The organism is Photorhabdus heterorhabditis, assembly GCF_018448905.1.
GTDB lineage: Bacteria > Pseudomonadota > Gammaproteobacteria > Enterobacterales > Enterobacteriaceae > Photorhabdus > Photorhabdus heterorhabditis.
In genome coordinates, this window is the sequence record NZ_RCWA01000021.1 from 24584 (window position 1) to 51171 (window position 26588).

The 26588-nt window shown below is 41.7% G+C and carries 21 protein-coding genes and 3 pseudogenes; 5 read left to right on the forward strand and 19 right to left on the reverse strand.

Going from position 1 to position 26588, the window contains the following annotated elements; translation table 11 throughout:
• Positions 1 to 123: 123 nt before the first annotated feature.
• Both EAE89_RS13840 and EAE89_RS13845 read right to left on the reverse strand, forming a co-directional pair.
• Positions 124 to 414: a HigA family addiction module antitoxin gene (locus EAE89_RS13840; RefSeq protein ID WP_054479910.1), complete on the reverse strand. Its 291-nt coding sequence runs from the start codon at positions 412 to 414 to the stop codon at positions 124 to 126.
• A 91-nt stretch (positions 415 to 505) separates the two neighbouring features.
• A complete protein-coding gene (locus EAE89_RS13845) occupies positions 506 to 814 on the reverse strand; it encodes a type II toxin-antitoxin system RelE/ParE family toxin (protein WP_054479911.1) in 309 nt (102 codons plus the stop codon).
• A gap of 162 nt (positions 815 to 976) precedes the next feature.
• Between EAE89_RS13845 and EAE89_RS13850 the strand changes: the two are divergent.
• Together EAE89_RS13850 and EAE89_RS13855 are read left to right on the forward strand one after the other, a co-directional pair.
• Positions 977 to 1133, forward strand: a pseudogene (locus EAE89_RS13850) (transposase); the annotation flags it as partial.
• A 295-nt stretch (positions 1134 to 1428) separates the two neighbouring features.
• Complete coding sequence (locus EAE89_RS13855; RefSeq protein WP_214086064.1) at positions 1429 to 2112, forward strand: RES family NAD+ phosphorylase; 684 nt, start codon at positions 1429 to 1431, stop codon at positions 2110 to 2112.
• A 38-nt stretch (positions 2113 to 2150) separates the two neighbouring features.
• Here EAE89_RS13855 and EAE89_RS13860 read toward each other — a convergent pair whose 3' ends face one another.
• Positions 2151 to 2771, reverse strand: coding sequence for a DNA-binding protein (locus tag EAE89_RS13860; RefSeq protein ID WP_214086065.1), 621 nt, complete (start codon positions 2769 to 2771; stop codon positions 2151 to 2153).
• A gap of 243 nt (positions 2772 to 3014) precedes the next feature.
• Between EAE89_RS13860 and EAE89_RS13865 the strand changes: the two are divergent.
• The 3 genes and pseudogenes from EAE89_RS13865 to EAE89_RS13875 all read left to right on the forward strand — a co-directional run.
• Positions 3015 to 3256 (forward strand): annotated as a pseudogene (locus EAE89_RS13865) (type II toxin-antitoxin system prevent-host-death family antitoxin).
• Positions 3257 to 3402: 146 nt separating this feature from the next.
• On the forward strand, positions 3403 to 4353 hold the full coding sequence (locus tag EAE89_RS13870) for an Rpn family recombination-promoting nuclease/putative transposase (RefSeq protein ID WP_214086066.1): 951 nt from the start codon (positions 3403 to 3405) through the stop codon (positions 4351 to 4353).
• 53 nt (positions 4354 to 4406) lie between these two features.
• Positions 4407 to 4649, forward strand: a pseudogene (locus tag EAE89_RS13875) (ISNCY family transposase); the annotation flags it as partial.
• 122 nt (positions 4650 to 4771) lie between these two features.
• Here EAE89_RS13875 and EAE89_RS13880 read toward each other — a convergent pair.
• The 16 genes from EAE89_RS13880 to EAE89_RS13960 all read right to left on the reverse strand — a co-directional run bounded on the left by EAE89_RS13880 (position 4772) and on the right by EAE89_RS13960 (position 26575).
• A complete protein-coding gene (locus tag EAE89_RS13880; RefSeq protein WP_214086067.1) occupies positions 4772 to 5791 on the reverse strand; it encodes a fucose-binding lectin II in 1020 nt (339 codons plus the stop codon).
• A 62-nt stretch (positions 5792 to 5853) separates the two neighbouring features.
• A complete protein-coding gene (locus EAE89_RS13885) occupies positions 5854 to 6645 on the reverse strand; it encodes a tail fiber protein (protein WP_214086068.1) in 792 nt (263 codons plus the stop codon).
• A gap of 687 nt (positions 6646 to 7332) precedes the next feature.
• The gene (locus EAE89_RS13890; RefSeq protein ID WP_214086069.1) at positions 7333 to 8286 is read right to left on the reverse strand and encodes a hypothetical protein; all 954 of its coding nucleotides are present in this window, start codon (positions 8284 to 8286) and stop codon (positions 7333 to 7335) included.
• Between the two features lie 483 nt (positions 8287 to 8769).
• Positions 8770 to 9756 (reverse strand): hypothetical protein, encoded by a 987-nt coding sequence (locus tag EAE89_RS13895; RefSeq protein ID WP_214086070.1) that lies wholly within the window; start codon positions 9754 to 9756, stop codon positions 8770 to 8772.
• 88 nt (positions 9757 to 9844) lie between these two features.
• Positions 9845 to 10747: a Pvc16 family protein gene (locus tag EAE89_RS13900; RefSeq protein WP_054479919.1), complete on the reverse strand. Its 903-nt coding sequence runs from the start codon at positions 10745 to 10747 to the stop codon at positions 9845 to 9847.
• A 148-nt stretch (positions 10748 to 10895) separates the two neighbouring features.
• Positions 10896 to 12995: an ATP-binding protein gene (locus tag EAE89_RS13905; protein ID WP_149617217.1), complete on the reverse strand. Its 2100-nt coding sequence runs from the start codon at positions 12993 to 12995 to the stop codon at positions 10896 to 10898.
• A gap of 9 nt (positions 12996 to 13004) precedes the next feature.
• Positions 13005 to 14975 carry a contractile injection system tape measure protein gene (locus tag EAE89_RS23640; protein ID WP_244866452.1) on the reverse strand — a complete coding sequence of 657 codons (1971 nt, stop codon included), beginning with the start codon at positions 14973 to 14975 and terminating at the stop codon, positions 13005 to 13007.
• Between the two features lie 212 nt (positions 14976 to 15187).
• On the reverse strand, positions 15188 to 16405 hold the full coding sequence (locus EAE89_RS13920; RefSeq protein WP_214086071.1) for a tail fiber protein: 1218 nt from the start codon (positions 16403 to 16405) through the stop codon (positions 15188 to 15190).
• 234 nt (positions 16406 to 16639) lie between these two features.
• A complete protein-coding gene (locus EAE89_RS13925) occupies positions 16640 to 19993 on the reverse strand; it encodes a hypothetical protein (protein WP_214086072.1) in 3354 nt (1117 codons plus the stop codon).
• Entirely contained in the window at positions 19990 to 22698 is a 2709-nt protein-coding gene (locus EAE89_RS13930; RefSeq protein WP_214086073.1) for a hypothetical protein, read from the reverse strand. The genes EAE89_RS13925 and EAE89_RS13930 overlap by 4 nt, the downstream gene beginning before the upstream one ends.
• 42 nt (positions 22699 to 22740) lie before the next feature.
• On the reverse strand, positions 22741 to 23157 hold the full coding sequence (locus tag EAE89_RS13935) for a hypothetical protein (RefSeq protein ID WP_149617222.1): 417 nt from the start codon (positions 23155 to 23157) through the stop codon (positions 22741 to 22743).
• A complete protein-coding gene (locus EAE89_RS13940) occupies positions 23154 to 23660 on the reverse strand; it encodes a GPW/gp25 family protein (RefSeq protein WP_149617223.1) in 507 nt (168 codons plus the stop codon). The genes EAE89_RS13935 and EAE89_RS13940 overlap by 4 nt, the downstream gene beginning before the upstream one ends.
• A gap of 12 nt (positions 23661 to 23672) precedes the next feature.
• On the reverse strand, positions 23673 to 25274 hold the full coding sequence (locus EAE89_RS13945; RefSeq protein ID WP_214086074.1) for a phage baseplate assembly protein V: 1602 nt from the start codon (positions 25272 to 25274) through the stop codon (positions 23673 to 23675).
• Positions 25271 to 25954, reverse strand: coding sequence for a CIS tube protein (locus EAE89_RS13950; protein WP_149617240.1), 684 nt, complete (start codon positions 25952 to 25954; stop codon positions 25271 to 25273). The genes EAE89_RS13945 and EAE89_RS13950 overlap by 4 nt, the downstream gene beginning before the upstream one ends.
• Positions 25941 to 26120: a DUF5908 family protein gene (locus EAE89_RS13955; RefSeq protein WP_054480017.1), complete on the reverse strand. Its 180-nt coding sequence runs from the start codon at positions 26118 to 26120 to the stop codon at positions 25941 to 25943. The genes EAE89_RS13950 and EAE89_RS13955 overlap by 14 nt, the downstream gene beginning before the upstream one ends.
• Positions 26117 to 26575, reverse strand: a complete 459-nt coding sequence (locus tag EAE89_RS13960) for a phage tail protein (RefSeq protein ID WP_011145950.1) — start codon at positions 26573 to 26575, stop codon at positions 26117 to 26119. Before EAE89_RS13960 ends, EAE89_RS13955 begins: the two co-directional genes overlap by 4 nt.
• Between the last annotated feature and the right edge of the window lie 13 nt (positions 26576 to 26588).

A 26588-nucleotide genomic window follows, 5' to 3' on the forward strand; every position in this document is an offset into this window, starting at 1 on the left:
GGTGACTTGCGATAGCCATAAAAATAAAGAGAGTGCGCCACGGATGGCGCAACAGATTATTGATTTTCATCCAGCACCCTGTTTTAATTCAGCTCCGTTCACCAGACGGAGTTTGCCGCCATGTTAAGGTGTTGGTGTAAACAGGGGAGTTAGACGAGTTAAATCTATTTCCTGTTTAACTTGTGCCAAGCTATACGCTTCCTGGAGTCTCAGCCACATTTCCGGCGTACTGCCGATCACGCTGGCTAAACGAACCGCCATTCCTGGCGTTACTGCCGCGCTACCTTCAACAACACGCCCAATAGTTGACGGTGAGACATCCAGCGCACGCGCAAGCGCTCTAAGACTAATATTTAAGTGCTCCATCTCGTCAGAGATATAGCGCCCCGGATGGGGTGGCATACGTTTAGTCATTCATGATAGTCCTCGTAGTTCAGTATATATACCCGTTATCTTTCAAGTTGCCTCTTTGTTGGCTGCACTCACACCCCGGTCACATAGTTCTCTATGCTCCCGGGGATTCGCTCCTTTGCCGTCGCGATGCATCTTGAAATCCATAGGTATAAACATCACCATCGTTAAATTCGAAAGTTAACCTCCAGTTACCCGATACGCTTACCGCCCAAATACCCTTTCGATCTCCTGTAAGTGGGTGGAGTTGAAAACTCGGTAAACTCAAATCATTCAGGCAGCTTGCTAAATCTAATGCGTTTAACAGCAGGTCTAGCCTGTTAGCATGGTGGGCAACAATTCCCGCCGTGGTTCCCTTCTCGTAATACTTTCGTAACCCTTTATGCTTCCAACTTTTAATCATTGTTTGCGTCCTGTTGCGTTACGATAGACAGCATAACACGTGTCGCGCATTGCACGACAACATTTTTTTGATAAAATAATATCAGATTATTGACAAAGTGCTGTTTTTTTATCCGGTACTTTGTTTTAATTCAGTTCCGTTCACTAAACGGGGCTTGCCACTATGTTAAGAACACCCCCTCTCCAGACTTTCCCGCCAGAAACGCACTCGCTTGACGAGTTGGTTCCTAAAAATCATTTGGTCCGTCAAGTCGATGCCGCCATTGATTTCGAATTTATTTATCCGCGAATTAGTCTCCCCATTGTATTGCCACAATAATAACGCCTTGGTGGGGGATTAAACCGGGTTAATGAGGAAAATGGATGGCGCAATAGATATTTAGCTTGAAAAATTGTACCGTTATTTTTTGCTTATTAGATTCGGTATTATTAATACGAGAAATGTAGTGGTCTAATAAACCCCAAAAAATCAATCAATTTAAAACCACTTTAATCGTCGTATAATTGTGGTGCCAATCACGGCATAGCGGTGTCAGTGGGCAAGCACACGGCACCATTTCAAAAAAACATTAAGGAGAAGCCTATGGCGAAACTTATTTATGGGGGTACCTCACAATGCAAACAAAGGAGACTTTTCTTTCAAAGTTTGACTATCCAAATTTAGATCAAGAAATTACGGCAATCTTTGAAGATGATTCATTACCGACGCATTCACCTGGTAATGGGGACTTAAAACGCTGGCAGAGGAAAGAATGGCCATCGGCTATAAATTTCTCCACTGGTGACGGTCGATATAATGCTCCGGATGATACTTTTGGTGTTTGCTACATGGCAGACAAGGCCGTTTCAGCGCTTGCTGAAAGTTTTGGGCGCCTGATACATAAAGATGGGCGGAAATTTGTTGAGGAGTCTGTTATTGAAAACTCACGAATGTGTCTGATTCGCCCACTCCGGCCACTCGTTTTTGTCGATGTGGGGAAACTTCTGGGAATGCTGCATATTACGTTAGACGTCTCAGTCGGAGATGACTACACAGTGACACAGAGAGTAATTGCGTGCCTCTACAAGCTTGCCAGAGATAAGTTTGACGGTGTTTGTTACTTATCGAGGCATTTTCCTTCCACTGATTTCTGCTATGCAGTCTGGGAATCGGATGAAGAAAGGTTTGAAGATGTAGGAATGAAGAATCTCTCGGAATACTACGATTCAGAATACATGCTATTGAACTGGAAATACTCTAGCATCACGGCTGAAGAACTGCTCGAAGACGTGCTCCGATTCAAGGTTGTCCCGCTTTAAGTTTGTGCCAGGCGTGTCCTTTTCGAAAGGACACGCTTTTAACTGGCGATCTGTTCGCCCATCTGTTTCGCTGCACGAAGAATTTTTGAAACATCATCAATGCTGCTATCTTCTTTCATGATCTCGATAGGGGTTTTCCCTTTACCGTTCTTGTCGCTCAAGGGGGTAGTCAAAAACGATATTCTGGAAATAGGCCCGATATCATTGCTCATTGCTTTCATGACGTTTTCAAAGTGAGGTAACAGTCCTCCCTCTTTGAATTGAAAGAGCGGGAAGACATGATCACTATTCTTCTTGAAAGCGAGCAGCTTATTTCCCTTCACTCGCAAATTAACGGCTTGACGCGTGATACCGAGAATATCAGCAACATCCACTGCTTTAATCACGCCACCCATGCGCTCAATTTCCTTATAAAAATTGGACAGGTTCTCAGCGCGACGCTTTAGTTTGCGGAGTTCGCGATCGGGAGTCCTGGCACTCTTTTCAAGCACGGTTGAGTACAGCAGCCCAAAAAGTTCGCTATCTGGAAGAACAAGAGCATTGCTGGCCTTCGCCTTTTCAGCAAACTCAGGCATCAATGAGCCGAATATTATGTCAAAGCGTTTTTGCAGTAACACCTGTAGCTCATTCAAATTACGTTGTTTGGTTGCGGTGTTCATAAGATCTCCTATTTCTTGACCATTATTTTATTCTTTAAACTGAAATTGGTCAAGTAACATGGTGCAAATCAAAGGTAATTTGCAATCAGATAAAGCTATCAACTTTTACCTATGGGCGGATAGGGATCGTGCGAATAAAGAGATTGCGCCACGGATGGCGCAAATAGATGTTTAGCTTGATATTATACTATTTTGTCATACAATCTTTGTATGATATTTATACTACGGTGAAAAAGGCATATTATGCGGAAGACAATATATAGCGTTGCAAAGGGAAATCTTGCTTCGATAATGGATCAAGTTGTTCAGGATTGTACACCAATATTGATTACCAGACAAAACGGCGGTGATTGCGTTATTATTTCAAGTGCAGAAAATATGCAAGCCTTGAAGAAACTGCTTATTTACTACGTTCATCCGCTAATGCAAAACATTTACTTAAATCATTGGAGCAGGTAAATAGCGGAAATTTGCAGGAAAGGTAACTAACCTGAACTTCGCTTAAGAAGGAAATTAAAGTATCTGAGATACGATCAAAGTTTTTGTCAAAGAAAATTCAAGACATCTCAGTCCTCTTGGTTTCTTGCTTAATATTCCTTCAATATAAAAGAAAGTATGCTACCATTCACCGATGAAAAGAAAAAATACACCAACGCCACATGACGCTGTTTTTAAACAGTTTTTAAGTCATATTGATACTGCCAGAGACTTTTTGGAGATACATTTGCCTGCGACATTACGGGCAGTTTGTGATCTGGATACACTGCGGTTGGAATCAGGGTCGTTTATTGAAGACAATCTGCGGGCGCATTATTCCGACATTTTGTATTCATTGAAAACGGCTCAGGGTGACGGTTATGTGTATTGTGTGATCGAGCACCAAAGTTCCCCGGACAAAATGATGGCATTTCGATTAATGCGCTACGGTATTTCAGCCATGCAACGGCATCTGGAGCAGGGACATGAAAAATTGCCGCTGGTCATTCCGGTGTTGTTCTATCACGGTAAAATACAGCCGTATCCCTGGAGTACCAATTGGCTCGACTGTTTCGATGATCCGGCCTTGGCGGAGGAAATCTATTCCAATAAATTCCCGCTGGTAGATGTGACGGTAATCCCGGATGATGAAATCTTGACGCACAAACGGGTCGCGCTACTGGAAATGGTGCAAAAGCATATCCGGCAGCGAGATATGGCAGAGCTGCTGCAAGAGTTGGTTATACTGCTGACGTATGATTACTATACGGATGAACAGCTAAAAAGCGTGCTAAACTACTTATTACAGGTGGGAGATACCGCCGATCCAGAGGGTTTTATTCGGCGACTGGCAGAACAGTCCCCGAGGTATGAGGAGGTACTGATGACAATAGCACAAAGATTGGAACATAAAGCACGTCAAGAAGGACGTCAGGAAGGACGTCAAGAAGGGCGTCAAGAAGGACGTCAAGAAGGGCGTCAGGAAGGGCGTCAAGAAGCAACGTTAAAAATTGCTCATGCATTGCTGAACAGCGGAATCGATTGTGAAATAGTGATGAAAACCACCGGTCTGAGCCAGAACGAACTGGAGCAAATACACCACTAACTCGTCTTGAGAGTCCTCAATCAGCATTCAACGATCCGTGTGAGATGAGGATCTTACGGCGACTGGCAGAACAGTCCCCGAGGTATGAGGAGGTACTGGTGACAATAGCACAAAGATTGGAACATAAAGCACGTCAAGAAGGACGTCAGGAAGGACGTCAAGAAGGGCGTCAGGAAGGGCGTCAGGAAGGACGTCAAGAAGCAACGTTAAAAATTGCTCATGCATTGCTGAACAGCGGAATCGATTGTGAAACAGTGATGAAAACCACCGGTCTGAGCCAGAGTGAGCTTGAATAAATGTCCGACAAAATTACTGTATTTCTTCCAAATACTACTATTTATTTTACGGTAGTCATATGAATAGGAAAAAAAGCGCCACGGAGGGCGCAATAATTATTCGAAATCAAGTGTTTTTTAGTTTATACCAGAGGCCAATTTAAAAATACCACGCTATCATTGTAATTATTATTGGTACCATTTTCAGCACCGATAATAGCTGTTCCCAATATCTTATCAAAATAACGAAGCTTGTATGGTTTGCCATTTCCTTCAATCTCAATACAGACTTTGCCTGTACCTGATGTATAGAATTTAGTCGCCATGAGGTTATTTTGTCCTTTACCGGTTAATGTATCTACCAAAATATCGTCAATATATACTTTTACAGTTTGCAAAGTCTCTGCATGAGTATAGACTACCAAACCGAATCTAATACTTTGAGGTAACTGGAAACAATGTTTACCCGTGTCATTAGTACCATATGTTCCACTACAGACGCCACTATTGTCTCGGTTGCTGCCTAATAAATCGGTGTCGACCGATACAGCCGCTTGAATATTTTTGAAGGTTAACCCTCTCCAACCCTGATTATCGCTGGAGATGATGATTGGCCCGGCATCAAGTGCATTCAAATTTGGGTCGAACCGAATAAAAGAATCCCCTTTGAAAAAATAAATAAAATTTCCATCGATATCTGGCCATGAAATAATGGCATCCAGATTGCTACTAAATTTTGCATATTTCCCAGTCATTCCCCATCGGTCTGAAATAGTGCTGGTCTTAATTGTGTGTAAATCGATGGTGTAATCTATACAATGTCTGCCTTTAAAGAAACAAACGGTGTTGGTAGTCAATTCTATGGCGGCATCTATTCCATTTTCCAGTTCTGTTCCTTTTAATCCAGGCCAGCCATCTATAATGAAGTTTGGTCCATCAACGACCTGTGCTTTCGCGATATCGAATTTAAGATACAGTGAGCCTTTAAAAAAATATAAAAAGCCATTTAAATTAATAACATCGTCAATATATCTTTGGAACCCGGTAGGCAGGTTGGGCCAATCTTTACCGATGGGATGAGGGTAACCCATGTATGTATTTAAACATTGATTATTGAACTTAATGTTCTCTTCATTTAGGAAGAAATAACTAGATATATTCATTGTTATATATCCTTTGTAATTAGAAAATAAGAGGTGATTTAAATCTTTTTGGTGCAACGGAATTAAAGTTTCATAATAAAAGCCAGCAAATAATAAGGTGGAATAATATCAACACTATGATTATGTTCAGGGGACGATGCTGTTGCCGGATGATTATGTCCTTGTCCTCCTCCTGTGTTTGATGTATATGCATAGAAATTTTGTCCTGATGAAGGTTTCCACCATATTGAGCTAGTAGAGTCATTATTTATTTGATATTCGGTTTGGTTATCAGGGTCTAAGCCATATTTCATTCCATAATTATTAAAATAAGACATACCCCCAATATGTTTATGACTAGGTATTTGTGACTCTGTTAATATTGTATTTCCCACAGTAACATTTACCGAAACCGCAGTTGATGTTGTATTTTTGGAAAAGTTTTTTCCATTACCACTCCCACTGGCTTTACTATTGCTTTCTCCTGTCTCAGCAAGAGTTTCACCACACATGACAAAACGGTTTCTTAAATCTGGGGTTCCATTATTACCATTACAAAAAGCCCAGCCGGTAGGAGCATTCTCACCGGAGAACATCATAATCATGCCTTTTGGCAGTACATTATTGGGATCAATACTGATGCCACTACTGTCTACTTTAATACCATTACCCGCTTTTACATTTAGTCCATCTTTATCTACTTTTAAGCCGCCGTCAGGGTTAATTTTTATTGCCTGTGTATAGTCATCACCCGGTTTTCGTGCTGAATGTGGATTATCAGTCTGACCAAGCGTTTTACCAATTTCATGGCGATCCAGAGTATTGGTATTCTCTATATTGGATTCTAAAGTGGACCGGTTATATTCTTTTTCCATTTTTATCACCTTGTATATAATATTGGATTGTTTTGTTCATCAAGGGTATAGCTACCGCAATAACATGATTTATAGATGTTATCGTTTATATTTAAAAAATTATATAATAGTTATTTAAATAATTTTCTGTGAAACAAAACAATTATGGAAAATTAATTTTCAGGTACAACATCAATTAATAATAGTGACTGTTAATCAGTATTGATTTCTATAAGTAATAGAATGTGACTTTGATAATCGTAGTTTAATAATATTGATGACCTTATTATCTCTTATTGGCAGGTTTTTTATTTGTTTTTCAGACTATTCAGTTTTAATCGCGACAAATCGAGGGTAATTAATGAGATGTTTTTATTGATTGTGATAAATAAATTGGTTTTATTTTTATGTTTATCGTTTTACCGATAAGTTAAATATATAAAGTAAAACAATGATGCATGGATGTTTTAGCAAGGAGAATAATAAGGAGTAAGCCTAATTATTCTCCCAAGTTTTTATATTAATAATATGCTATTAGCGTTTCATAGTTAGTCTAATATTTATACCCGTCATCTTTCAAGTTGCTTCTTTGTTGGCTGCACTCACTCACCCCGGTCACATAGTTATATATACTCCCGGGGATTCGCTCCCTTGCCGCCGCAATCCATCTTGAAATCCATAGGGTATACAATTTACTATTTCACATATCTATCCGTTTTTATTTCCCCCTTTCGCATTATCAGGAAGTATGGGGATTTGAGCTCGGGTAAATATAATTTGGTGTTGGAATTCACCGTTATTCCTCATTTTATTTAAATATTCTTGCATAGGATTAATACTGAGGTGAGCATCCCCTACAGAGACAATAAATGTATGATTTTCTTTTTCAGCGGCATGTTTTGCAATTTTCTCTGCTAACGTTGGATTGATATATTCATCACGCCATGTAACTGCAATAAAATCTATCATTTCTTTAGTGATTTTATTTGATTCCGCGTCACTTCCAGCTTTAAGAAATACATTGTTACTTACGACTTTCGCCATAATTTCGAAAAATTCATTACGTAACTGACTAAATTCGGGGCGAAAAAAATGATGAATAGCGGTCTCATGTAATTCATAAAATGAAGAAATTTCTTCTTTTGTTAACTTCCTACGTGTTGAGTCATCCAACAGATCACGCATTTTTTCCATAGTATTAGATAACTCTGAATTCTCCCATCCAACAATTCCAGCTCGCCTATTTCTATTCGTCAACAGTCCTGGTTTTGCCATAAATTCTTTTGGTATATACTCCGAATTATTTTTATTGATCTGCTCATCTGTTGCCTCAATATAAAGTTGAAGAGTTCCAGAATCAAAACTACTATTAACATCAGGTATATTCTTTGCATATTGAAATGGTGGGCTTCTGTGTCCATCACCGGCAATAATAATTTTAGGTTGTTTATTTGAGAATATCTCTCTTACTCTTTCTGTAGTCAGTTCCACCTCCATGTCATTTTCATAAGTGAACCATTTGCTATACGCAGTGGCAGATGTCCTGGCATTAGAATGCTTCTCTAGTTCTAATGGAAGATTACTTTCATCATGAGTCGCATTATTTGGCTTGGATTGTTGTCTTTTTTGCTCTTCTTCTTTGCTATATTCGTGTTCTATCATATATTCACCTATCAGGTAGTTTGAAGTAAGAAATCTATTAGGCAGAAGTCGTATGAATTAACTCTATATTACAGAATTTATGATATTTTAGTATTACCATGAAAAAATCAAATGAACATATTGAAAATAATTATTTTTAATAAATATTTATTTGTTATGTAAATAATTTTTTGTTATTTTTCTGTATAGCGCTTGTTTATCAGATTTACTTTAGGTGAATTTTAAAGGTAACTTATTGTTGGAAATGGTAAAAGAGGGGGCAGAATTGCTGGCGGGATTATTTTTACTGGCAACAGAATGATAATATACCCAATAGATTTCAAGATGGATCGCGACGGCAAGGGAGCATAGATAACTATGTGACCGGGGTGAGTGAGTGCAGCCAACAAAGAGGCAACTTGAAAGATAACAGGTATAAGCTCGTTAAGAGGATTAACGAGCTTAATTCTGTGGTATTGGTCAATCTGAGTTAATACAGATTAATTATTCATTTCGACTTATTGAAGAAACTTTCAATGTTTGTTTATTGATGCTATTAATTCTATTTTCTATTTTGTTTTTTTTCTTTGCTAATGTATTCAAGGTTAATTTTTCCCCCTTTATTTTAGAAGAAAGTCCAGGAAGATCCATTGCATTATCGCCATAATTTTTACGCATAAATGCGACGGCATCGGAATGGCTTTCAGTAAGAACTTCACGGATACTATTGGTGAAATCTAATATATGTTTGGCTTTATCACTGCTGAGTCCTTCTAATGCCCTATGATGTGATATAGCCAGATCAGCAAGTTTATAGGCAGGAAATTTTATTGGTGAGGTGATTGTTCCTACAAGTTTTGATGTTAATGAACTGCCCGCCGTGACTTTTAAGTTGTCTTTGTTGACGTTTTTTTTGATTGCTTTAATGATCGGGTTTTTATCGTAATTATTGATATCAAAAATCATATTTCTTGTTTTAGGATAAGGATGAGCGATTTTAAATTTCTTACTTAATTTATCAATAGCTGTGTCATTAAGGTAATTTAATCCGGTTCCGGCTAATGCGCCAATACCCGCGCCAGCTATAGTGCCAACACCCGGTGCTATCGCGCTCCCTATGGCTCCTCCAATAGCGCCACCGGCTATACTGCTTCCGGTATTTAATAGAGATTGTAGTGCAGTAACGCCCATATTTTTGGCTACGTTAGTTCCGGCAGATTCAGGCGAATCCATTGATTTTAAGGTCCAGTCCAATTGTTTTAAATGAGATTCAACGACAACCATCCATTTGTAATATTCGGAAATGTTTTCTTTCCAAAATGAATAATCCTGGATTTGGCTTAAACTGGTAGAGCGATTTACCAGCATGCTATTTAAATCCAATCCGATGCCTAATGGGGAATTTTGTAGATCATGTTCATTATTCGCCTCTGATTTCATTAGAGGATTTTTTCCTTGATGAGTATTTTCACTGTATTTTTTGTTTGGCATATCATCACCTTAATGTATGGGAATTGAATGTTTAATGTATGGAAATGATTGTGATATAGTGCATTTTACCTATCACAATAGGCTAATCCTAAATTCCAATTAATTTATCAGCATTTTCTTCAACAATCATAATACCTATGCCGTTTATCTTAATTACGGCATTCTGACTATTTTTCCAGGTTGAGAGAATATTCTTTATTTTAGCTAAATAATCTGAATGGGTAATGCCTGAAACATGAAGGATCACGTTTTTATTTTCCAGACTTTCATTATTGACTGTCGAAAATTCAGTGATCAAATTGACTTTAGCCAGCGCAAGGCGAATATCTTCGGTGCCACCTAAATCGGTACACAATTTATCTGCCAGAGCTTGATTGATTTGTGAATTATCCAAATTTGGCTTCTGATCCACAGAAGCGGAAATTTGGCTAATTGGTGTAATATCTTCTTTAATATCTTGGAGTTTCATGGGTGCGGTAATGGAATATAATAAAGAGAGGCGTGGGCGATTGCCAAGTGCTTGCCAAAAATTACCCAAACTATTTAAATTTTCCTGTTGTGGAATAACCCGGGTATAGGCACCGGGAATGCCGGTTAATTGACGATTATTTATTAAGGCATTTAAAACCCGTGTCATGACTTGTGCGGCTTGATTATTAGGTTGACTGTCTGGACTGGAGCTGTCGCTCGATGGTTTATTCGCATCCCAGTAAGTAATTAAATAGTTACAATTGATATTTACCCAGCCGGGTAATAATGAACGGGTTGCTGGATTATAACGTCTTGGTTCAGCAGAGCGTAATTGTAAATCTTCGTGTACATTGTAAAGAAATACGCTTACTGTCGGTTCTGGTTGAATGGAGTTAATTTCGGGTAGATCAAAACGGATATCAATTTTATTGCCATTAATATTTAAATACTGGGATAAAATAGTATTTAATGCTTGGTTAATTTCAATAATAGCATTGTCAGAAGCAATTATCGTTGTCATGTTGACTCCAATCTTGTTATACCTGTCATCTTTCAAGTTGCCTCTTTGTTGGCTGCGCTCGTTCACCCCGGTCACATAGTTCTCTATGCTCCCGGGGATTCGCTCCCTTGCCGCCGCGATGCATCTTGAAATCTATAAGGTATAGGTTTTAAAAAATTAGCCGGCCAGTTTTGTTTAATTCGAGAGTAACCGCTCGATCTATATGTTTGTTTTCGATTTGTTCGCAATGATCATTTTTCGCTAACATGGATGCTAATAAAGCAATATTTCTGATATTAGCACCGGTTAAATCAGTGCGTTTAACCAGATGTTCAAGATCAAGTTCATCAGATAATTGCAATTGTTCAGGCCAGATTGTTTGCCACATTTTTTTACGTAACATTTCGTCGGGATAAGTAAAGCGAGTAATAAAGGTAAAACGACGATTAAATGCGCTGTCTAAATGGCTGCGATTATTGGTGGCTAGAATGACTAATCCCGGATAATTTTCCAGTCGTTGTAATAGGTAAGAAACTTCAATATTAGCGTGTCTGTCTTGGGCGTCTTTGGTTTCACTACGCTTGCCAAATAGCGCATCGGCTTCATCGAAAAATAGTACGCCGGAATCTGCTTCGGCCAGATCGAAAATACGGGAGATATTTTTTTCCGTCTCACCAATATATTTATTCACCACGCTAGAGAGATCGACTTTAACCAGATCAACGCCAAGATGACCGGCAATGACTTCGGCAGCCATGGTTTTACCGGTCCCGGATTCGCCATAAAATAGTGCACTAATGCCGGTACCATAACCGATTTTTTCCTGAAAGCCAGCACTAAGAATTTGGTCACGATAATGAATGGCGGCAATAATTTCTTTTAATTGTTGTGTTAATGCATCTGAAATGACTAAATCATTAAAGCGGCGTTTGGGGGTGATTCGCTGAGCTAATTTATCGAAATTTTGTTGAGCACGGAGACTTAATGCTTTACGTAGATCGGTTTCTTCCAATTGACCTGCTGGTTGTCGGAGTATTTGGTATTGATGTGCTTCTTTAAGAATGAGCGGTAATGTTTCTGCGGTGAATGAAAAACGTTGGCATAATTGAGGGATATTGATTTTCTGAACGATATTATCCGGTAAACTGGCTTCCAGCATGGTTTTTTTGTCTGCCAGAGTAGCGGCGGGCATATCAATTTGTACCATTGGCAGATGTTTAATCCAGATTAATGAGTCTTGTGGTTCTGCCAGACAAACCACGCGTAATTTGGGTTGATTCAGTAAAGTGGATAATTCATTATTTAATATTTTCTTTTTCTCTGTGAATAAAGAAAAGTTGCGAATTAATAAACAGCCATCATATAACCGGGCTTCCCGCACAGCATCCGTCAGTAAGTTAGTTATTACCGTTATATTGTCTTCGTCGGGCAGGCGGGCTAAATCAAGAGTTAAAGTCCTTATATTATGAGATGCCATAATATGGCTTACCGCTAATTCTCTGGCGCTGTCCTGTTTTCCTCTGAGTATGACCAATGGACGTATTTCGTCGGTTTGATTCAATAATACTTTTTCGAATGAATGATAAAGGGCTTGAGGATACCAACGATGTGAGGCAGGAGAATGCCAATAAGCACAGGTTATTAGCGGTGGTAGAATGACCTGCTGGCCCGATAGAAAATGCCAGACCGCGTTGTGAGTTAAAAATTGCGTCTGTAGCCAAATAGGTTCTTCGTGATTATTGAGCCGTAATAGTTGATTATTGATTAATGGTGTTTGCGGTAAGAAACTGTTTTGCAGTAATTGTCGATCACTTTGGCGTTGGCTGAATAGGTTAATTGCTAAAGCAAAATTAGGCCACTGTTTTCTACTGCTACCGTGCAGAGCAGCAAATAACGCATGATAGCGGCTGTCAAAATGGGGTAATAAACCTAATAGTAAGGCATCTCGCTCAAATTCAGTCAGTTCAAAACGATCAACTAATATTGACAAGGGATCAATTGACAATGGATCAATAGTTGGACTTTTTTCTGTTTCTGGCAGAATAACAATATCATTCGGTTTCGTTAGCCAATGGGGAATGCCCTGTGGTTTTTTCAAGCGCTGATCTAATTCATCTTCGGCAAGTAAAAAACTTTCCGGCAAGGAATCGTATTTGTCACTCTTTTGGTAATAATAATGCTGTAACCGCAGATCAATACGTTCCAAATGGGGATAAATCCAATGTGATTCTGCCACTATATGGTGGTTATGGGTAGGTAGGTAATCCATATAAACCTTCTAAATATTTTGCCAGTCGATGCGTAAAGGGCGATCCAGCCAGGGAAGTCTGGCGATATTTAATGGCCACGGCCAATCGATCAGTAGCGCATCAAATGGCTGTTGCTGTATTGTGATTTTAATTTCTTGCTCATCTGTCAATAATTCACCCGGTCGTTGTAAAAACAATTGCCGGACATCATTACGGCTTAATTTTTTCCAGCCGGTAAGTTGGCCTGTCACCGCATCCAGCCATTGATCTGCTATCAATTGTTTTTCTGGTTCGATAGGGATTGATTCAATATCTTTATCGGCTATTAGCCCACACAGAACGTAATTCAGTAATTTTCTTTCTGCTGGTCTTTCTTCGGTTCCCCAAATTAGATGGTCAAGTAAATCAACAGCATTGAGCTGGGCTTGACGATGAATAAATTTCTGTTTCTCAAGGAGACCAAGCTGATTAAATAGTGTGGGTAGCATCGGCCACAGAATTAATATGCCGGCATTATTTATCGGGTATGGCAGGGATTGTTCCGATAATAAAGTCCGCCCAGAGTGTGGCTTATTGCTAGTTTGATGTGGGTTATAATGATTGCCTGTAATCGGTGTTTTATCGGGTGCTGATACTATTTTTTGATCATCGGTGATGATGGGTTGATTGGCTTGATGTTGGTATGTCTGAATGTTAGCAATATCAACGGGAGTAATGGTTGATTTTTTATCAGGTGTATTTTTATCCGTTAATAAAGCCCGTCCAGAGTGAGACTTATTGCTAGTTTGATGTGGGTTATAATGATTGCCTATAATAGGTGTCTTATCGGGTGCTGATACTATTCTCTGATCGTGGGTGATAACTTTCTGATTGGTCAGATGTTGCTGAACATTTGAAAAATTAATGTTGCTCATGGTTGATTCTGTATCAGATTTATTCTTGTCTGCATTGTTTGCAGTAAAATATTTCGGCAAGTGTTGGTATGCCTGAATATTGGAAATATCAACGGGAGTCATGGTTGGTTTTTTATCGGATATATTTTTATCCGTGTGGTTTAGCGTAAAACATGCCAATAGATATTGGTATTCGTCAGCGGGCAGGTGCTTTTTGCAAAGCTGTGAAACAGAAACGGTTTGCCAGAGTTGTTTTAGCCAACGATTTAATGGAATCTTGTTTAATGGAATATTGCGGGTTATCGCCTGGCGAAATGATGTAATAACAAGTGCCGCGTTAAGTACACCGTTATCGAGTTCAGTGGTAATACGCGAGATGATTTTCGCATCAGGTTTAGGTATTTCCTGAGTATTATGCCGCTGTATATATTCCAGTGCATTAAGTATCAGTTGCCCGGAGGAGACACGCTCCTCCTGATGTTGTGGTTTGTTTATTCTTGCGGATAATCTGCGGTTAATGGCGACTAATAAGGCCGGTTGTCTGATAGCTAAAAGCCGTTGTAGACCCGGTTCAGATAAACAGCTTTTCGCTAATAATAATGCTGATCGGTTTTCTATCTGCATTAATTGATTGATTAATGGCTTAATCTTGATGTCGCTATTTTTATTATCCGTTATGACCTCCATTGAATTGAATTGCGGACCTTTTTGAGATAAGAAATGAATGAAATTCTCTGCATCAATTAAATGATTTTCACTGGATAAATAAGTCCTGTCGGTAAATTTATTGGATGTGGGTTTATTCAGTAGAGTTTCTTCCCTAGGGTTATTGGTCTGATATTGGTTGAGCGCTTTATTCAGCGCAACTTTGAGGCGAGCCGGGAATAATGAATTAAAATCATGGGAACTTATTTCACCAAGGTCCAGCGTTAATTTCTCTAAAGCGATATCCTGATAAATATCATATTCATCAAAATATGAATTGAGTAATTTATTTATACTGGCCTGATTAAGCAGGGAGCCATGCAATACTTTTTTAGCCACCTGTTGATTATTAGCTTCAATAGTAATGGTAATCCGATTTAACAGATTTGGCTCCGAAGTCATATCAATATATCCTTGGTAATGAGTAAAAAATTAGATAATTTAACTACCTATCCCAATAGGGCTATTTTATTTGCCATTTTGAACCTGGGCAGTGCTCAAAATCCTCACGTACTACGTGTACGCTCCGGTTTTTCCGCGCTGTCCGTGTTCAAACTGCCTGCAACAATTACGCCTATTGAGATAGGCTCTTAGTCTTTCTGTGTGGGATGAAGTTAGAGTTTCATAATAAAAGCTAAAAGATAATAAGGCGGAACGACATCAACGTTATGAGTATGTGAAGGCGATGAGGCTGATGCATTATGATTATGTCCTTGTCCACCTCCTATATCTGATGTGTATGGATGATAGTCTGGCCCAGATATCCTTTTCCATATAAGCCCGTTACTTGAGTTGTCTATTTTGTAGTTAGTTGCTCCTATAGTCGTATGATCATATGCGAATCCCAGAGTGGTATAATAAGGCAGGCTCTCAATGTGTTTATGCTTGGGTATTTGTGATTCTGTTAATGTTGTGTTTAGCACGCTAACATTGACCGAAACCGCAGTTGATGTTGTATTTCTGGAAAAGTTTTTTCCACTCCCACTTCCACTGGCTTTATTACTGCTTTTCCCTGTTTCAGAAATAGTTTCACCGCACATGATAAAACGGCTTCTTAAGTCTGGGGTTCCGTTGTTACCATCACAAAAAGCCCAGCCGCTAGGAGCGCTGCTACCAGAAAACATCACAATCATTCCTTTGGAAAGTAATTTGTTGGCATCAATATTAACACCGTCTGAATTAACCGTTATACCGAAACCGGCTTTGACTGAAACACCATTACCATCGACTTTAATCCCATTACTGGCTTTAATATCTAATCCTTCACCCCCTATTTTTACTCCCCAACCAATTCCTACCGATATCCCGGTAGATTCGACTTTAATCGTGGAATTTTTTGATTTTACAGAGACGCCATTAGTATCAACATTGATGCCATTATTGGGTTTGATTGCCACACCGCTACTATTAACGGTAATACCGTTAGCTGCCTTGACCGCGACATTATCATTATTGACAACAATGCCATTACCTTGACCAACACATATTCCATTGGGTTTATTAATCAGACCGCTACCAAGATCTACAGATAAAATGTCCTTTTCGAGTATTAATGGAGAAAAGTCTTGGCTGGAAAGCGTGCCCATTTTTAAATTCAGTGTACCGTCATCAGCCAGTTTTAATCCTGCTCCTGGCCCATTTTGTTGTGGTGCCTGACCACAGGCTTTACGACCGATATCGGCAATATTAATCAAATCGGCATAATCGGTCTGTAATGGAATACTGCCCTCTTTAAAACGGTTTTTCAAATCACCGACGGAAGGTCCTGTTGATTGAATGTTCGTACTTTCCAGATTAGCGTCTGAACTATATTGGTTATATTTTTTTACCATTTTTATCACCTTATATTATGTTTGCTATTATACTAAAATATATTCAAATAATAGCGAAATTGTTGAAATGTTTTGAGGTATGAATCAGTGAGATATTTATTTTATACCCAATAGATTTCAAGTTGCAGTGCGGCGGCAAGAGAACGTATCCCCAGGAGCATAGATAACTCTGTGACTGGGGTAAGTGAACGCAGCCAACAAAGCAGCAGCTTGAAAGATGAAGGGTATATATTATTAAGGGTTATTTCCATCATACGTAAAATTAAAGCTGAATTTTGTCCGTGTTTCTCCTTTAAGGTCATTAGGGTCAGATATGTAATTGAGTGATAAAATAAGCGGTTCTTCGGTGTGGAATAATGCACCAGACAGATCTGGGTTATCGCCTAATACAAATCCATAATAGAATGACCAGCGACTATCTGCATCAAGATCATATAAATTCATTGCCGTCCATGATAAATTAAGTCCGATTTTCTTTCTTCCTTTAATATGCAATATTTCATCGGTAATAACCCCATTTTTATTCTTTTTCACTTTGATATGGTAATCTGTCCATGCATTATCTGATTTCAGTACGGCATATTCAGGGCCTATTTGACTGTTATCAGTTAAAAATACCAATTTTCCTTTATTCTCTACCGGTTGATACAGAAGTTCTGAAACAGTCGTTTCTTTATTATTCTCTTTATTTAAGTCAATATTTACCAATACTACCGTTTTAGTATAAGGAACATATAATAGCTGATTATCTTTTATCACTTCTTCATGCCATTGATCGCCCGATTCACCAATGACCTCAATACGTTGCTGTTCGGTGGCAATTCGCATACTGCCAATACCGGTTGCAGCGGAAGGTAATCTTCCCAGGGTTAAGGTCTCTAAAATATGGTATGCCTCGTCCCCTAAAGGCGCATCATTGTTTTGCCAGCGTTTATAGGTATTGGCAAAATCTTCAAAATGTTTCGGTGATAACCAGTGAATAATCATCGAAATATGTGCGGGAAATTCAGAGAGAATCTCCGTTTTTACCCAGGCTTCCAGTTTATAAGGGTCAACTTTGTTGCTCTCAATTAACAGGCGATTCACTACCACGCTAACCACAAATGAAAAACGATCAGCCAGGGCATATTTTTCACTGGAGAAATACCAGCGATAGCGCCATGCTTCTGTCTCGGGCGGAAAATTATCCCGTGACTCTTGGTTGCGTTTAATTAATATCTTGCCTTGAATACGATCAAATTTAATGACACGTGCTTTGAGTTCATATTCGGGTTTCGGTTCAGCTTGAACTGTACGGGCTAATGTTTTTTGGGATGGTCCAGATGGCGTAATGATATATTTCAGGGTGATTTCGTCATTTTCTTCAATCATGGCCGGGAAGGGGCTTTGGGCGCTGGAGGTGATCCAACGTTGATCGTCGGTAGCATTTTGATATGTGGCATCGGCATAAACCAGTTGATAATCCATATCTTCCAACCACACTGGGCTGTTTTGCCAGAACAATTTGTTTTGCTCAAATGCCTCCAGTATTCTTTCCAGATTGTGCTTTAGACCCGAGCTATTGCGTGTGTTAAGGGAGAATGTCTCTCCTGACACTTCAGTGATCATCTGACCCCGCAAGGTAAATTCTCTATCATTGTCAGTGATGATCAGGTTAATGACCTGCCCTTGCAATAAGCGGCCTGCTGTCCCTTTTTGGGTGATTCTTAATTGATCATCTTCAACCACCAGAGAATCAGGCTTTTGCTTAGTATTAAATTGGATATCGGGTTTTGCCGGTAGTAATTGGCGATGTTCAATTAAATAGAATGGCAAATTAGCCAGATCAGGCGTGTCACTGAAACATTCCCCGCCTAAACCTAACCGGGCAGCAATCCGTTTTTGTAGTGCCGATATTTTATCAATCCGAATATTATTACGTTGATAGGTCAGTTCCGGTTGTTGGGCTAAATAACCGCGTTGGGTATCCAGAAAATCCTGAAAATCGAGGGTAAGTGGTCTGGCGGCAAGTTGAGCGCCAAAATAACCCAATAGATGATCTAAGATTTCCAGTTCTTTTATATAGTTGGACCTCTGAATGTCATCATTAATATAGATTTGTGAATCGTAGTTTAGTTTTGCGGTTAAGTCAGAGGTGATCTGTTGATGCACGTTGTAATTGACCGTACCCGCTTTAAAAGGCCATTGCACACCATATACGGTTTCCCCCCGTTGTTTAAAAGCCAGGAGTTTCGGTAAGAGGGCAAGTTCAGCGCAGCCGTTAGCCAGCATTTGTTCAAAAGGGAGCATAAATTGGTGCAGTTGTACTTGCTGTGGCGTAGGTTTTTTGGCCTGTAATCCATAGCAGGCGGGTAATTTATTACTCACCGGGTAGTAATCCAGAACTTTACGATGTTTACCCCAATCCAGTAATTCCGGCTGTGTATCGATCAGCGGCTCTGCAATAAGCTTTTCCTCGATATCTTGTTTAGAAACAACAATTTTAACGCCGCCTTTGGCGGTAATAGTCAGTGGGCTATCTGGTGAGGTAATTAATGCCAGTGGATCGTTACCCCATAATCTCGGGTAATATCCCTGAGCAATCTCCCAGGACCAATTATCATCCGGCAATGGCGTAATGGTTTTGTCGGGATGAGCTAATGCTAGCCGGGTGACACTCTGAATACCGTTAATCGCTAATAGTCGGTTAACCAGATGGCTGAGATTTAATACCGTAGTGCCAGTGTAATTTTTGGCTTGAGATAATGTCGGTATCCAGCCGTGATGTAAATAAGGGCCGGAGAATATCTTTTCATTACTGTAGCCCAGATCTTTCATGGCTTGAGTGGTATAGCGCACGGGCTTTTCCAGCACCATCTGTTCCGCCGCCCTATAAACTTGAGCGAAGATATCAGGAATATCGATGACGTTATCATTAAGTTCAATATCAATCTGTAAGAGGAAATTGATGGGTTGCAGCCAGATAATTTTGCTGACGGATTCCCCCAAGTTACGGTTATTTTTTAGGAAATCGTTGAGCTTCTGCTGAGCCAGCTTATTATCAGCCTGAGTTTCCTGACCAGGCAGTAAATAAAGCCAATAATTTCCTCTCAAGGTTAATTTGCCGTCGGCACCCAAATCGTTAAAGGTATATTTACGTTCCTGTTTGTTATACCAATATTTATAGCGTTGTTCTTCAGGTTCACGGATCAGTTGGACATCATTAAAGAAAAAATAACCGTTGTTTGTCTCATTAACTGTGTCGTTGCTATGTAAATCCAATAAAGCCCGGCGATAATCCTCTGCCGTGATCGGGCCACAGGTCAGTGTTTGTTGTGGGCCGAACTCCTGAGGGAAAATACCGTCGCCGGGTATCTGTTCCGCAGGTTTGGGGGTTAGAAGATCTTTCAGCGGTAATGAATGACGGTAAGCCAGATCAGATGCACCATAACAACAGGCTTCCAATAAAGTGATACCGGGATCATTTTCACTGGTATTGCTCCAGCATTGGCCGGATTGCTGCTCAATGACTGTTTTGGCCTGAGTGAGTAAAGCATCGAAGGTAATATCATCTTTGACGATGGGAAACAGGGCATCCTGATGACTCATGAGTTAACTCCTTGGTTTAAGGGCTGCCTCTCTGACCAGACCAAAATCAGCACTTCATCATCGGCAGCTTCGATACTTTCACCTATGGCACCGGTGGTCCGGTTAGCAATGGTTATCCTTAAATGGGTGACACGTTCCACCAGAGGCGATTGTTGGATGTTGGCTAACAGTTGGTAGTAGTCAATACGGTTACCGGTTGTCACGCCGATAGTCGGATTCTCGCCCCACGGCATATATTTTCGGCTTAATTGCTGTTGTAGCTGATGATGGCCGTAGTCGGGGTTAATCCCTGAGATAAAGGTCACTTGGTAGTCCACATTAACGTCAACGTAGGAGGGGTTATTAATTTCAATCGTTGCCCAGGGACTGCTAAGTTGTTTGATCCATTCGACCATCTCTGCCAGCCGGGCAGGGTTTAATTTGGGTCGTAGTACATCATCGTTATCTTTGTAACGGCTGTTAGGGATCACAATCAGTCGTTGTATTTCTGGTGCCGGGATTTTGGTTAATTCATTGGCAGAAGGATATTTGACGTCAAACAGGCTGACAAATTGCTCTTTTAATAAGGTGACAATGTTGCCCCAACTCAGTACCCGATTACGGTGAGATAACCGGGCGGGCAGACGTGTCAGGAAAGCTTGCTCGGTTTCTGGCGGGCGACCGTTCCAGGAGGCCCAAGGTTGGGTGACGTTGCTGATTGCGACTAATGTGCTGGTTGGCTGTTTAATGCTGCCAGCGGCCAATCCGTTGATAAAATGAGCTTGTTCAATGGTTTGGGCATTTACTAAAGTCGCTGTCGTGGCGTTATATAGCGGACTTTTAATGCTGGGGTAATCCTGAGGATCGGTCTGAGCCGTTATCTCAGCTTTTAGCCAGTAGCGTCCCGGCGGCATCAGAGGGGCCTGATTTGCCGCATCTTGGGGTAATAAGGTACGCCAGATACCCCGGTCAAACAGGTTATGGGTTTGGTCGTCAACTAATTCATCTAATTTGTTCCAGCTATTGCTGTTGTTGAGATAAAACCAAGATAAAGCGAGGGCTTGAATCCCTGCTAATTGCCAATATAAGGATAGAATTTGTCCCGGTGATACGCCTGTAAAGCCTAAATAGAAGGCTTCATGGGTGAGTGTCGGCATTTTTGCTGTTGCCTCGGCTCGGCCAAAAGGGGTCAGAGGATAAACAGTGAATTGCTCAGGTTTGGCTTTAGCGTTGAACTGTACCTGCAATGCACTGATTTGCGGGGTATAGGGGACATTTTTATCCGTGGGATTTTGCCAGTATTGGGCGTGCATAAAATCCTGTTCAGCCAACTCTATGCGCACGGATGCCGGCCATTCGTTGGGGGATGGGCTGTCTGCAAGGGGATAATTCATCACTGGTAAAGTCAATGTCAGGCTTTGTCCTTGTGGGGTGCCTGTTCCACCAAATAATGACTGAGATTTAGCGTTATTGAGAGCGTCTCTCTTTTGAGATGTGACTAAGTAACCTTGTACTTTGAACACCCCATTACTGGCAGGCTTCGGATTATATTTGCCATACCATGTTGAAAAACTGCTTGTCGGTAAGCCAACCCATTGAGGCGTAATCGTCAATGTTGCGTTTTCAGAGCCATACCATTCCGGGGCAACCAGATTAAAACCGGAACCCAGCGACGGGGATTGACCAAACGGGAAGCTGGCGATATCCGTCTGTTCAATACCGTTGTCAGAGGCATAGCGCACACTGCGGTTGCCATTAATACTGACTTCGATGCCTGTAATCTCCGGCAGAATAGGGCCTTGAGTGATACCCAGTTTTAATGCCGGTACATTAAACGCCATATTATCCAGGGCATCAGGGGCAGTGACAGCGGCATCACTGGATGATAATCCAAGCTCCATCGTGGTTTTGTCGATAGATTTTACTGACAAGCAGAGCCAATGATCTCCTGCGCTGATTGTCGCGGTGATGTGATCAGCATTACCCGTCCATGCGCTTGCCAGAGTCATTTTAATCCGGCGTTCTCCTGCCGACATGGCAAACAAGGGGCAGGTAATCAGGTAACCGGACAGCACCGGAACATCATTGGCCGTTGGGCTAAAAAGCCGAATACCGTTTTCGGGTAATGCCAAATTATCTGAGCGGTTCAGTGGGGTTGCTGATTGCCAGCCATCTTTATCTTTTCGGTACCAATATAGGTCGGTCAGTTCCCCTTGGTTCGCCAGTAAATCTGTATCTGATGCATAGTGTAACGGATTGCCGGCGCTGTCTTGCCCGGCGTCAAACAGTGTGCCTTGGACTATCAGCGATTCTGTGCTGTCAGGATTGAGGGTAATTCCTAGCGCAACCTGATCCGCTTGGGCTTTTTTAGGTTTCAGCCCTAATAATTCCCGGTAATAAAGATCACGGTGCCGGGCCGGAAAGGTATTTAATAATCGGTTGGTTGTTTCTAATAACGTTAAGAAAGCCAAAACAAAAGCTTGATGGGCAGGTAATCGGCCATCGGCTTTATTTACATTTTGGTAAATATCCGCTAATTGTTGCGGATTATTTGCTTGAATAAAGTAAAAACTGTCCCAGAACTGTTTTTTCTCTTGATCGAAAGGGATTTTTTTAGCGTATTCTTGTAGCCAGTTTAAAATATCCAGCGTACTTCTTTCATCAAGTTTAAATGCAGTATCCGGCACAATAGCAGAGAGTTTATTTTCTAACTCGGCCTGTCCCATATTTATATCACCTGTTATGTAAAATAAAGTTGAAGAGGTTATTTATCCGGCAGTGACCGCATATTGACTGGCAATAAACCGGCCTTTCCCCATACTGGGGACCGTTACATCCGGGCCACTTGATGGATTATTAGCGGGTTGGGTTGGGGTAAATCGGGCGATAAATTGTTGCCCGACGACAATTACCGTGGCCGGGCTGCGGCAAAAGTTGACTTGTTGGCTGGCATTTAATTGAGCAATGGTGACCATCCCCATGCCGGGCACCGGGTGGCTGGGAGTAATATATTGCGCCTGAAATTGCAGCTTTTTTTCATCACCGATCATAACGATCTTTTTGCCTTGGATTTGGGCATGTCCGCTACCCCGGATGGTTGCTGGCCCCAGAATGGTGACTTGCCGGTTGCCAAATAATGGTTCGAACAGCAAGAAATCGCCATCTACCACCAGTTGTTTGCTCATAAACTCACCTGTACCCGGCCTTCATTCACTTCGAGGACGCCTTCAATCTGCTGGCTGATTTCGCTGCCTCTCAGCGTGTAGGTGACCTGAATATGCAGGGTATTGGGTAGGTCGGTTCTCTGGTTCACTTGGATCTCGCTAATATCGGCGCGGGGCTCATAACGTAATACCCGTTCTTCAATCCGGGTTTGAATTTCTGCCATCATTTCGTCACGAATATTGGCAAACAGATAATCATTCAGGCCACAGCCATAATTCTCACGCATAATTCGTTCGCCGGGTTCGGTGAGAAAAAGAATTTTCATATTTTGGCGAACGTTTTCGGCCCCTTCCGCCATGGTGACGCCCGTGGGTATTTCAGGATGAGCGCTATCTTTATATGTACTATCTTTATACGTACTATCTTTAATAGAAAATTGTGGCGGAAAGGCCCAACCCCGACCATAAATATCGGCTAATACTTTTTCGGCTAATGCTTTATTGGCTAGTGCTTTATTTGTCATCTTATTACCTTATTATTGGGTTAAGTTAATCTTCGCACCTTTAATATCTACGCCGGATTTACCGGAGGCGGACAGCGATTTTTGCGCCTCTATTTTAATTTCCTGAGCATGGGTAATAAGATTCTTAGCAGAATTAAGCGTAATATCTTTATCCTGTTGCAGAGATAAGGTGTTTTTTCCGCTATTTAAGGTGAGGGTTTTATCTTTATGGTTAAATGTTAATGCCTGCTGATTTTCCCCTTGTTTAATCACTAAGGTTTTCTCCGGGTTTTTTTCACTCGGTTCTAACGGCGCTTTGTTTTTAGGATTGTGCATCGAGCCTAATATCACTGGAAAGCGCGGATCACCGTCAAAGAAGCCGATAATCACTTCATCTCCCGGTTCAGGGTAAAAGCAGAAACCGCTTTCATGACTGGCGTAAGGCTTACCCAGCCGGGCAAAAAGAGTGCCGTTGGTTAAGTTTAACGCGGGGATTTTGACCGGAATACGACCCAATGATTGGCTATCCCGCTGGTATTTTTCCACGATCCCGATATGCAGCTCTTTTGCCTGCGGTACAACTTGCTCTGTTTCCGGTAATAGCCCCAGCGTTAGCCGGGTACGCCAGCCTTGCCGTTGGTTGATAGTGTGACTGACACCGGTGATAATCGCCTGACCATCCATCCCATGACCAAAGCCGCTTAACGCCAGCACATCCCCTGCTTGATAACGGTTATCGCCTTCGACTTCAAAATTACCGGAGACGTTATGACTTCGGCGGTTATTCAGGATACCTTGAGCAAGCTGTTTGGCCTGTTCATTGTCCAATGGATAGCTGAAAGCCCATTGCCATGCTTGGTGGGTCAATGATGTCAGACTATCTGTGGCAAGTTGATTGCGACCCAGACCGCTGCTTTTTGCCTGATGGGCTGGAGATAGTTTTTGTTGGGCGATATCCCAGGATTGCACACTCACGGTTTTGGGGCTGCGTTGGTTATCCCATTGCAGATTCGCTTCAAATAACACCGCATCCTGAGGGTTAGCTCGCTGGTGGAGGGTATGCACGGTTGACCGGTTCAGGGATTCCGGGGTGACCAGTGTCACGCTATCGTTGCCGGGCAATAACCAAGTATGGGTCGCGAACAGCCGATTTTTTAGAAACGTCCAGTCATTACAGCGGAATTGCACCATTTGCTCATGCACCGTTTTAAGCTGAGGCGCTGGTTTTATCGTGACAGGGATACCGGCCTGACTGAATAGTTTTTTGAGAATTGCCTCATCACTTTGTTTGTTGAACAGTTGTGAGTGGAAGTTGTGAGTTAATTTTTGTAACGAGTGTTTAGCGGTTAGGGTAATGAGGTTGTCCTGACCTTTAAGCCCCAATGTTTGCCGCACGATGATCCCTTTAAACACCACAGTTTTTTCGATCTGCACGCTAAGTTCATGATTCGGACGGCAGCTTACCAGTTCAGCTTGCGCTTTGGCGTCAAAAATATGGCTGGCATCACCGGCGATCCCCAGCGTGATGTTAGCCGAGGGGATGCCATTGATTTGATGGTGAATTGTCAGAGTGATAACCGTAAATTGACTGAGGGCTTTACCCCCTATTTTGATGGTTATTGCGGGTATCTTCATGCTTCCCCCTGCGCTTGCAGTGTTTGCCCGGGGGTGAAGTCATCAAGATTATCCAAATTGTTTTGCCAGGCCAGCGAGAGATAATCGATTCCACCCGCCAAAGAAGCGCCGGCACCTAAGGCGATCAACGGCAGGGAGAGCATATCGGTTACATTGACTGCGGTGACGGGTGGTGATTTTAACTGTTGCTCGGTGGCTTGAATCACAAAGCTTTCATCTGCCACTAGGGATAAGGTCGCGCTGGCCCGCAATGGCGTGGCATCCCGGTCAAACAGGGTGTAACTGATGCTAAGGCCACTGGCACGGCAAGCAAAATAGCCTTTGTTTTCCCAACGCATTTTGCCCCATTTAATTTTAAGAAAGTGGGGAACGTTGGTACTGGCATCCACGGCACACAGGGCTTTTAAAATTGCCAGCTGCGTTTCTACTGCGGTGTTGTTGCCGGGCATGGTGGCATCAAATAACAGGACTAATGACAGACCCGCCGGTTGGGATAATACATAGCGGCTGCTTTGACTGGCACTGTTAACGCTTTCATCCTGCTGATAACGGGTTTGGTAGTCGAGCTGGATGGCATCGGGGTTATACATGGCTTGCAAACTGCCTACCGAGATTTTCCCCTCGCGGTCCTTGAAAGCGGTGAGGGTGAGTTTGGACAGGCTGCGTTCAATTAAGCTCATAATGACCTCCTGTTTCACGCAAGGCATCTAACACGGCTTGTTTCACCTTTTCAATCAGTTGGGCGTTATCCAGCGCTTCCTGCGCCAGTGTGCGTGGTGCGCTGGAGTGACTGGCTGAATCGGTCACTTTAGCCTGAATAATCAGCTCCTTAATTTCTACGGTCATGCTTTCACTCCTAACCAGCGCATATCCTGATAACGTAGCTCCAGAGTATTGACCAGCACCGTATTGCTATTGGCATCAAAATCCCCGGTAGACCAATGAACTGGCAGCGCATTACTTAATGTCCAGCTTGCCACGGGAACTGAATGTTCATTCAGTAGAATGATAACCACATCGGCATACACGGCTTTCTCACCCCGCAGGACGCGGTCAAACGTCAGAGTGAGTGGCGTAACGGTCATAACGCCGCGCTCCAGTACCAGACTGCCATGCTGGATCTTCTCGGCCAGCCAGGTATTTCTGGCGTTTTCTCCCCCCTGACTGTGTTGGCTAGTTTGTAACTCACGGCTGAGGCCAGATATCCGTTGAAAGGCAATGTCGAGAGGGCTGGGGATATTGTTAAACAGAAAACTGGCGATAAAACGGTGTGATACCGACGGGGTGTATAAATTGTTCATATTTTGCCCCTGT

Excerpts from the sequence above, each read along its gene's own strand:
- EAE89_RS13940 (WP_149617223.1), bottom strand. The coding sequence starts at position 23,660 with ATGACAAATAAAGCACTAGCCAATAAAGCATTAGCCGAAAAAGTATTA.
- EAE89_RS13925 (WP_214086072.1), bottom strand. The coding sequence starts at position 19,993 with ATGAGTCATCAGGATGCCCTGTTTCCCATCGTCAAAGATGATATTACC.
- EAE89_RS13870 (WP_214086066.1), top strand. The coding sequence starts at position 3,403 with ATGAAAAGAAAAAATACACCAACGCCACATGACGCTGTTTTTAAACAG.
- EAE89_RS13900 (WP_054479919.1), bottom strand. The coding sequence starts at position 10,747 with ATGACAACGATAATTGCTTCTGACAATGCTATTATTGAAATTAACCAA.
- EAE89_RS13855 (WP_214086064.1), top strand. The coding sequence starts at position 1,429 with ATGCAAACAAAGGAGACTTTTCTTTCAAAGTTTGACTATCCAAATTTA.
- EAE89_RS13860 (WP_214086065.1), bottom strand. The coding sequence starts at position 2,771 with ATGAACACCGCAACCAAACAACGTAATTTGAATGAGCTACAGGTGTTA.
- EAE89_RS13930 (WP_214086073.1), bottom strand. The coding sequence starts at position 22,698 with ATGGGACAGGCCGAGTTAGAAAATAAACTCTCTGCTATTGTGCCGGAT.
- EAE89_RS13950 (WP_149617240.1), bottom strand. The coding sequence starts at position 25,954 with ATGAGCTTAATTGAACGCAGCCTGTCCAAACTCACCCTCACCGCTTTC.
- EAE89_RS13880 (WP_214086067.1), bottom strand. The coding sequence starts at position 5,791 with ATGAATATATCTAGTTATTTCTTCCTAAATGAAGAGAACATTAAGTTC.
- EAE89_RS13845 (WP_054479911.1), bottom strand. The coding sequence starts at position 814 with ATGATTAAAAGTTGGAAGCATAAAGGGTTACGAAAGTATTACGAGAAG.
- EAE89_RS13960 (WP_011145950.1), bottom strand. The coding sequence starts at position 26,575 with ATGAACAATTTATACACCCCGTCGGTATCACACCGTTTTATCGCCAGT.
- EAE89_RS13920 (WP_214086071.1), bottom strand. The coding sequence starts at position 16,405 with ATGGTAAAAAAATATAACCAATATAGTTCAGACGCTAATCTGGAAAGT.
- EAE89_RS13890 (WP_214086069.1), bottom strand. The coding sequence starts at position 8,286 with ATGATAGAACACGAATATAGCAAAGAAGAAGAGCAAAAAAGACAACAA.
- EAE89_RS13935 (WP_149617222.1), bottom strand. The coding sequence starts at position 23,157 with ATGAGCAAACAACTGGTGGTAGATGGCGATTTCTTGCTGTTCGAACCA.
- EAE89_RS13840 (WP_054479910.1), bottom strand. The coding sequence starts at position 414 with ATGACTAAACGTATGCCACCCCATCCGGGGCGCTATATCTCTGACGAG.
- EAE89_RS23640 (WP_244866452.1), bottom strand. The coding sequence starts at position 14,975 with ATGACTTCGGAGCCAAATCTGTTAAATCGGATTACCATTACTATTGAA.
- EAE89_RS13945 (WP_214086074.1), bottom strand. The coding sequence starts at position 25,274 with ATGAAGATACCCGCAATAACCATCAAAATAGGGGGTAAAGCCCTCAGT.
- EAE89_RS13905 (WP_149617217.1), bottom strand. The coding sequence starts at position 12,995 with ATGGATTACCTACCTACCCATAACCACCATATAGTGGCAGAATCACAT.
- EAE89_RS13895 (WP_214086070.1), bottom strand. The coding sequence starts at position 9,756 with ATGCCAAACAAAAAATACAGTGAAAATACTCATCAAGGAAAAAATCCT.
- EAE89_RS13885 (WP_214086068.1), bottom strand. The coding sequence starts at position 6,645 with ATGGAAAAAGAATATAACCGGTCCACTTTAGAATCCAATATAGAGAAT.
- EAE89_RS13955 (WP_054480017.1), bottom strand. The coding sequence starts at position 26,120 with ATGACCGTAGAAATTAAGGAGCTGATTATTCAGGCTAAAGTGACCGAT.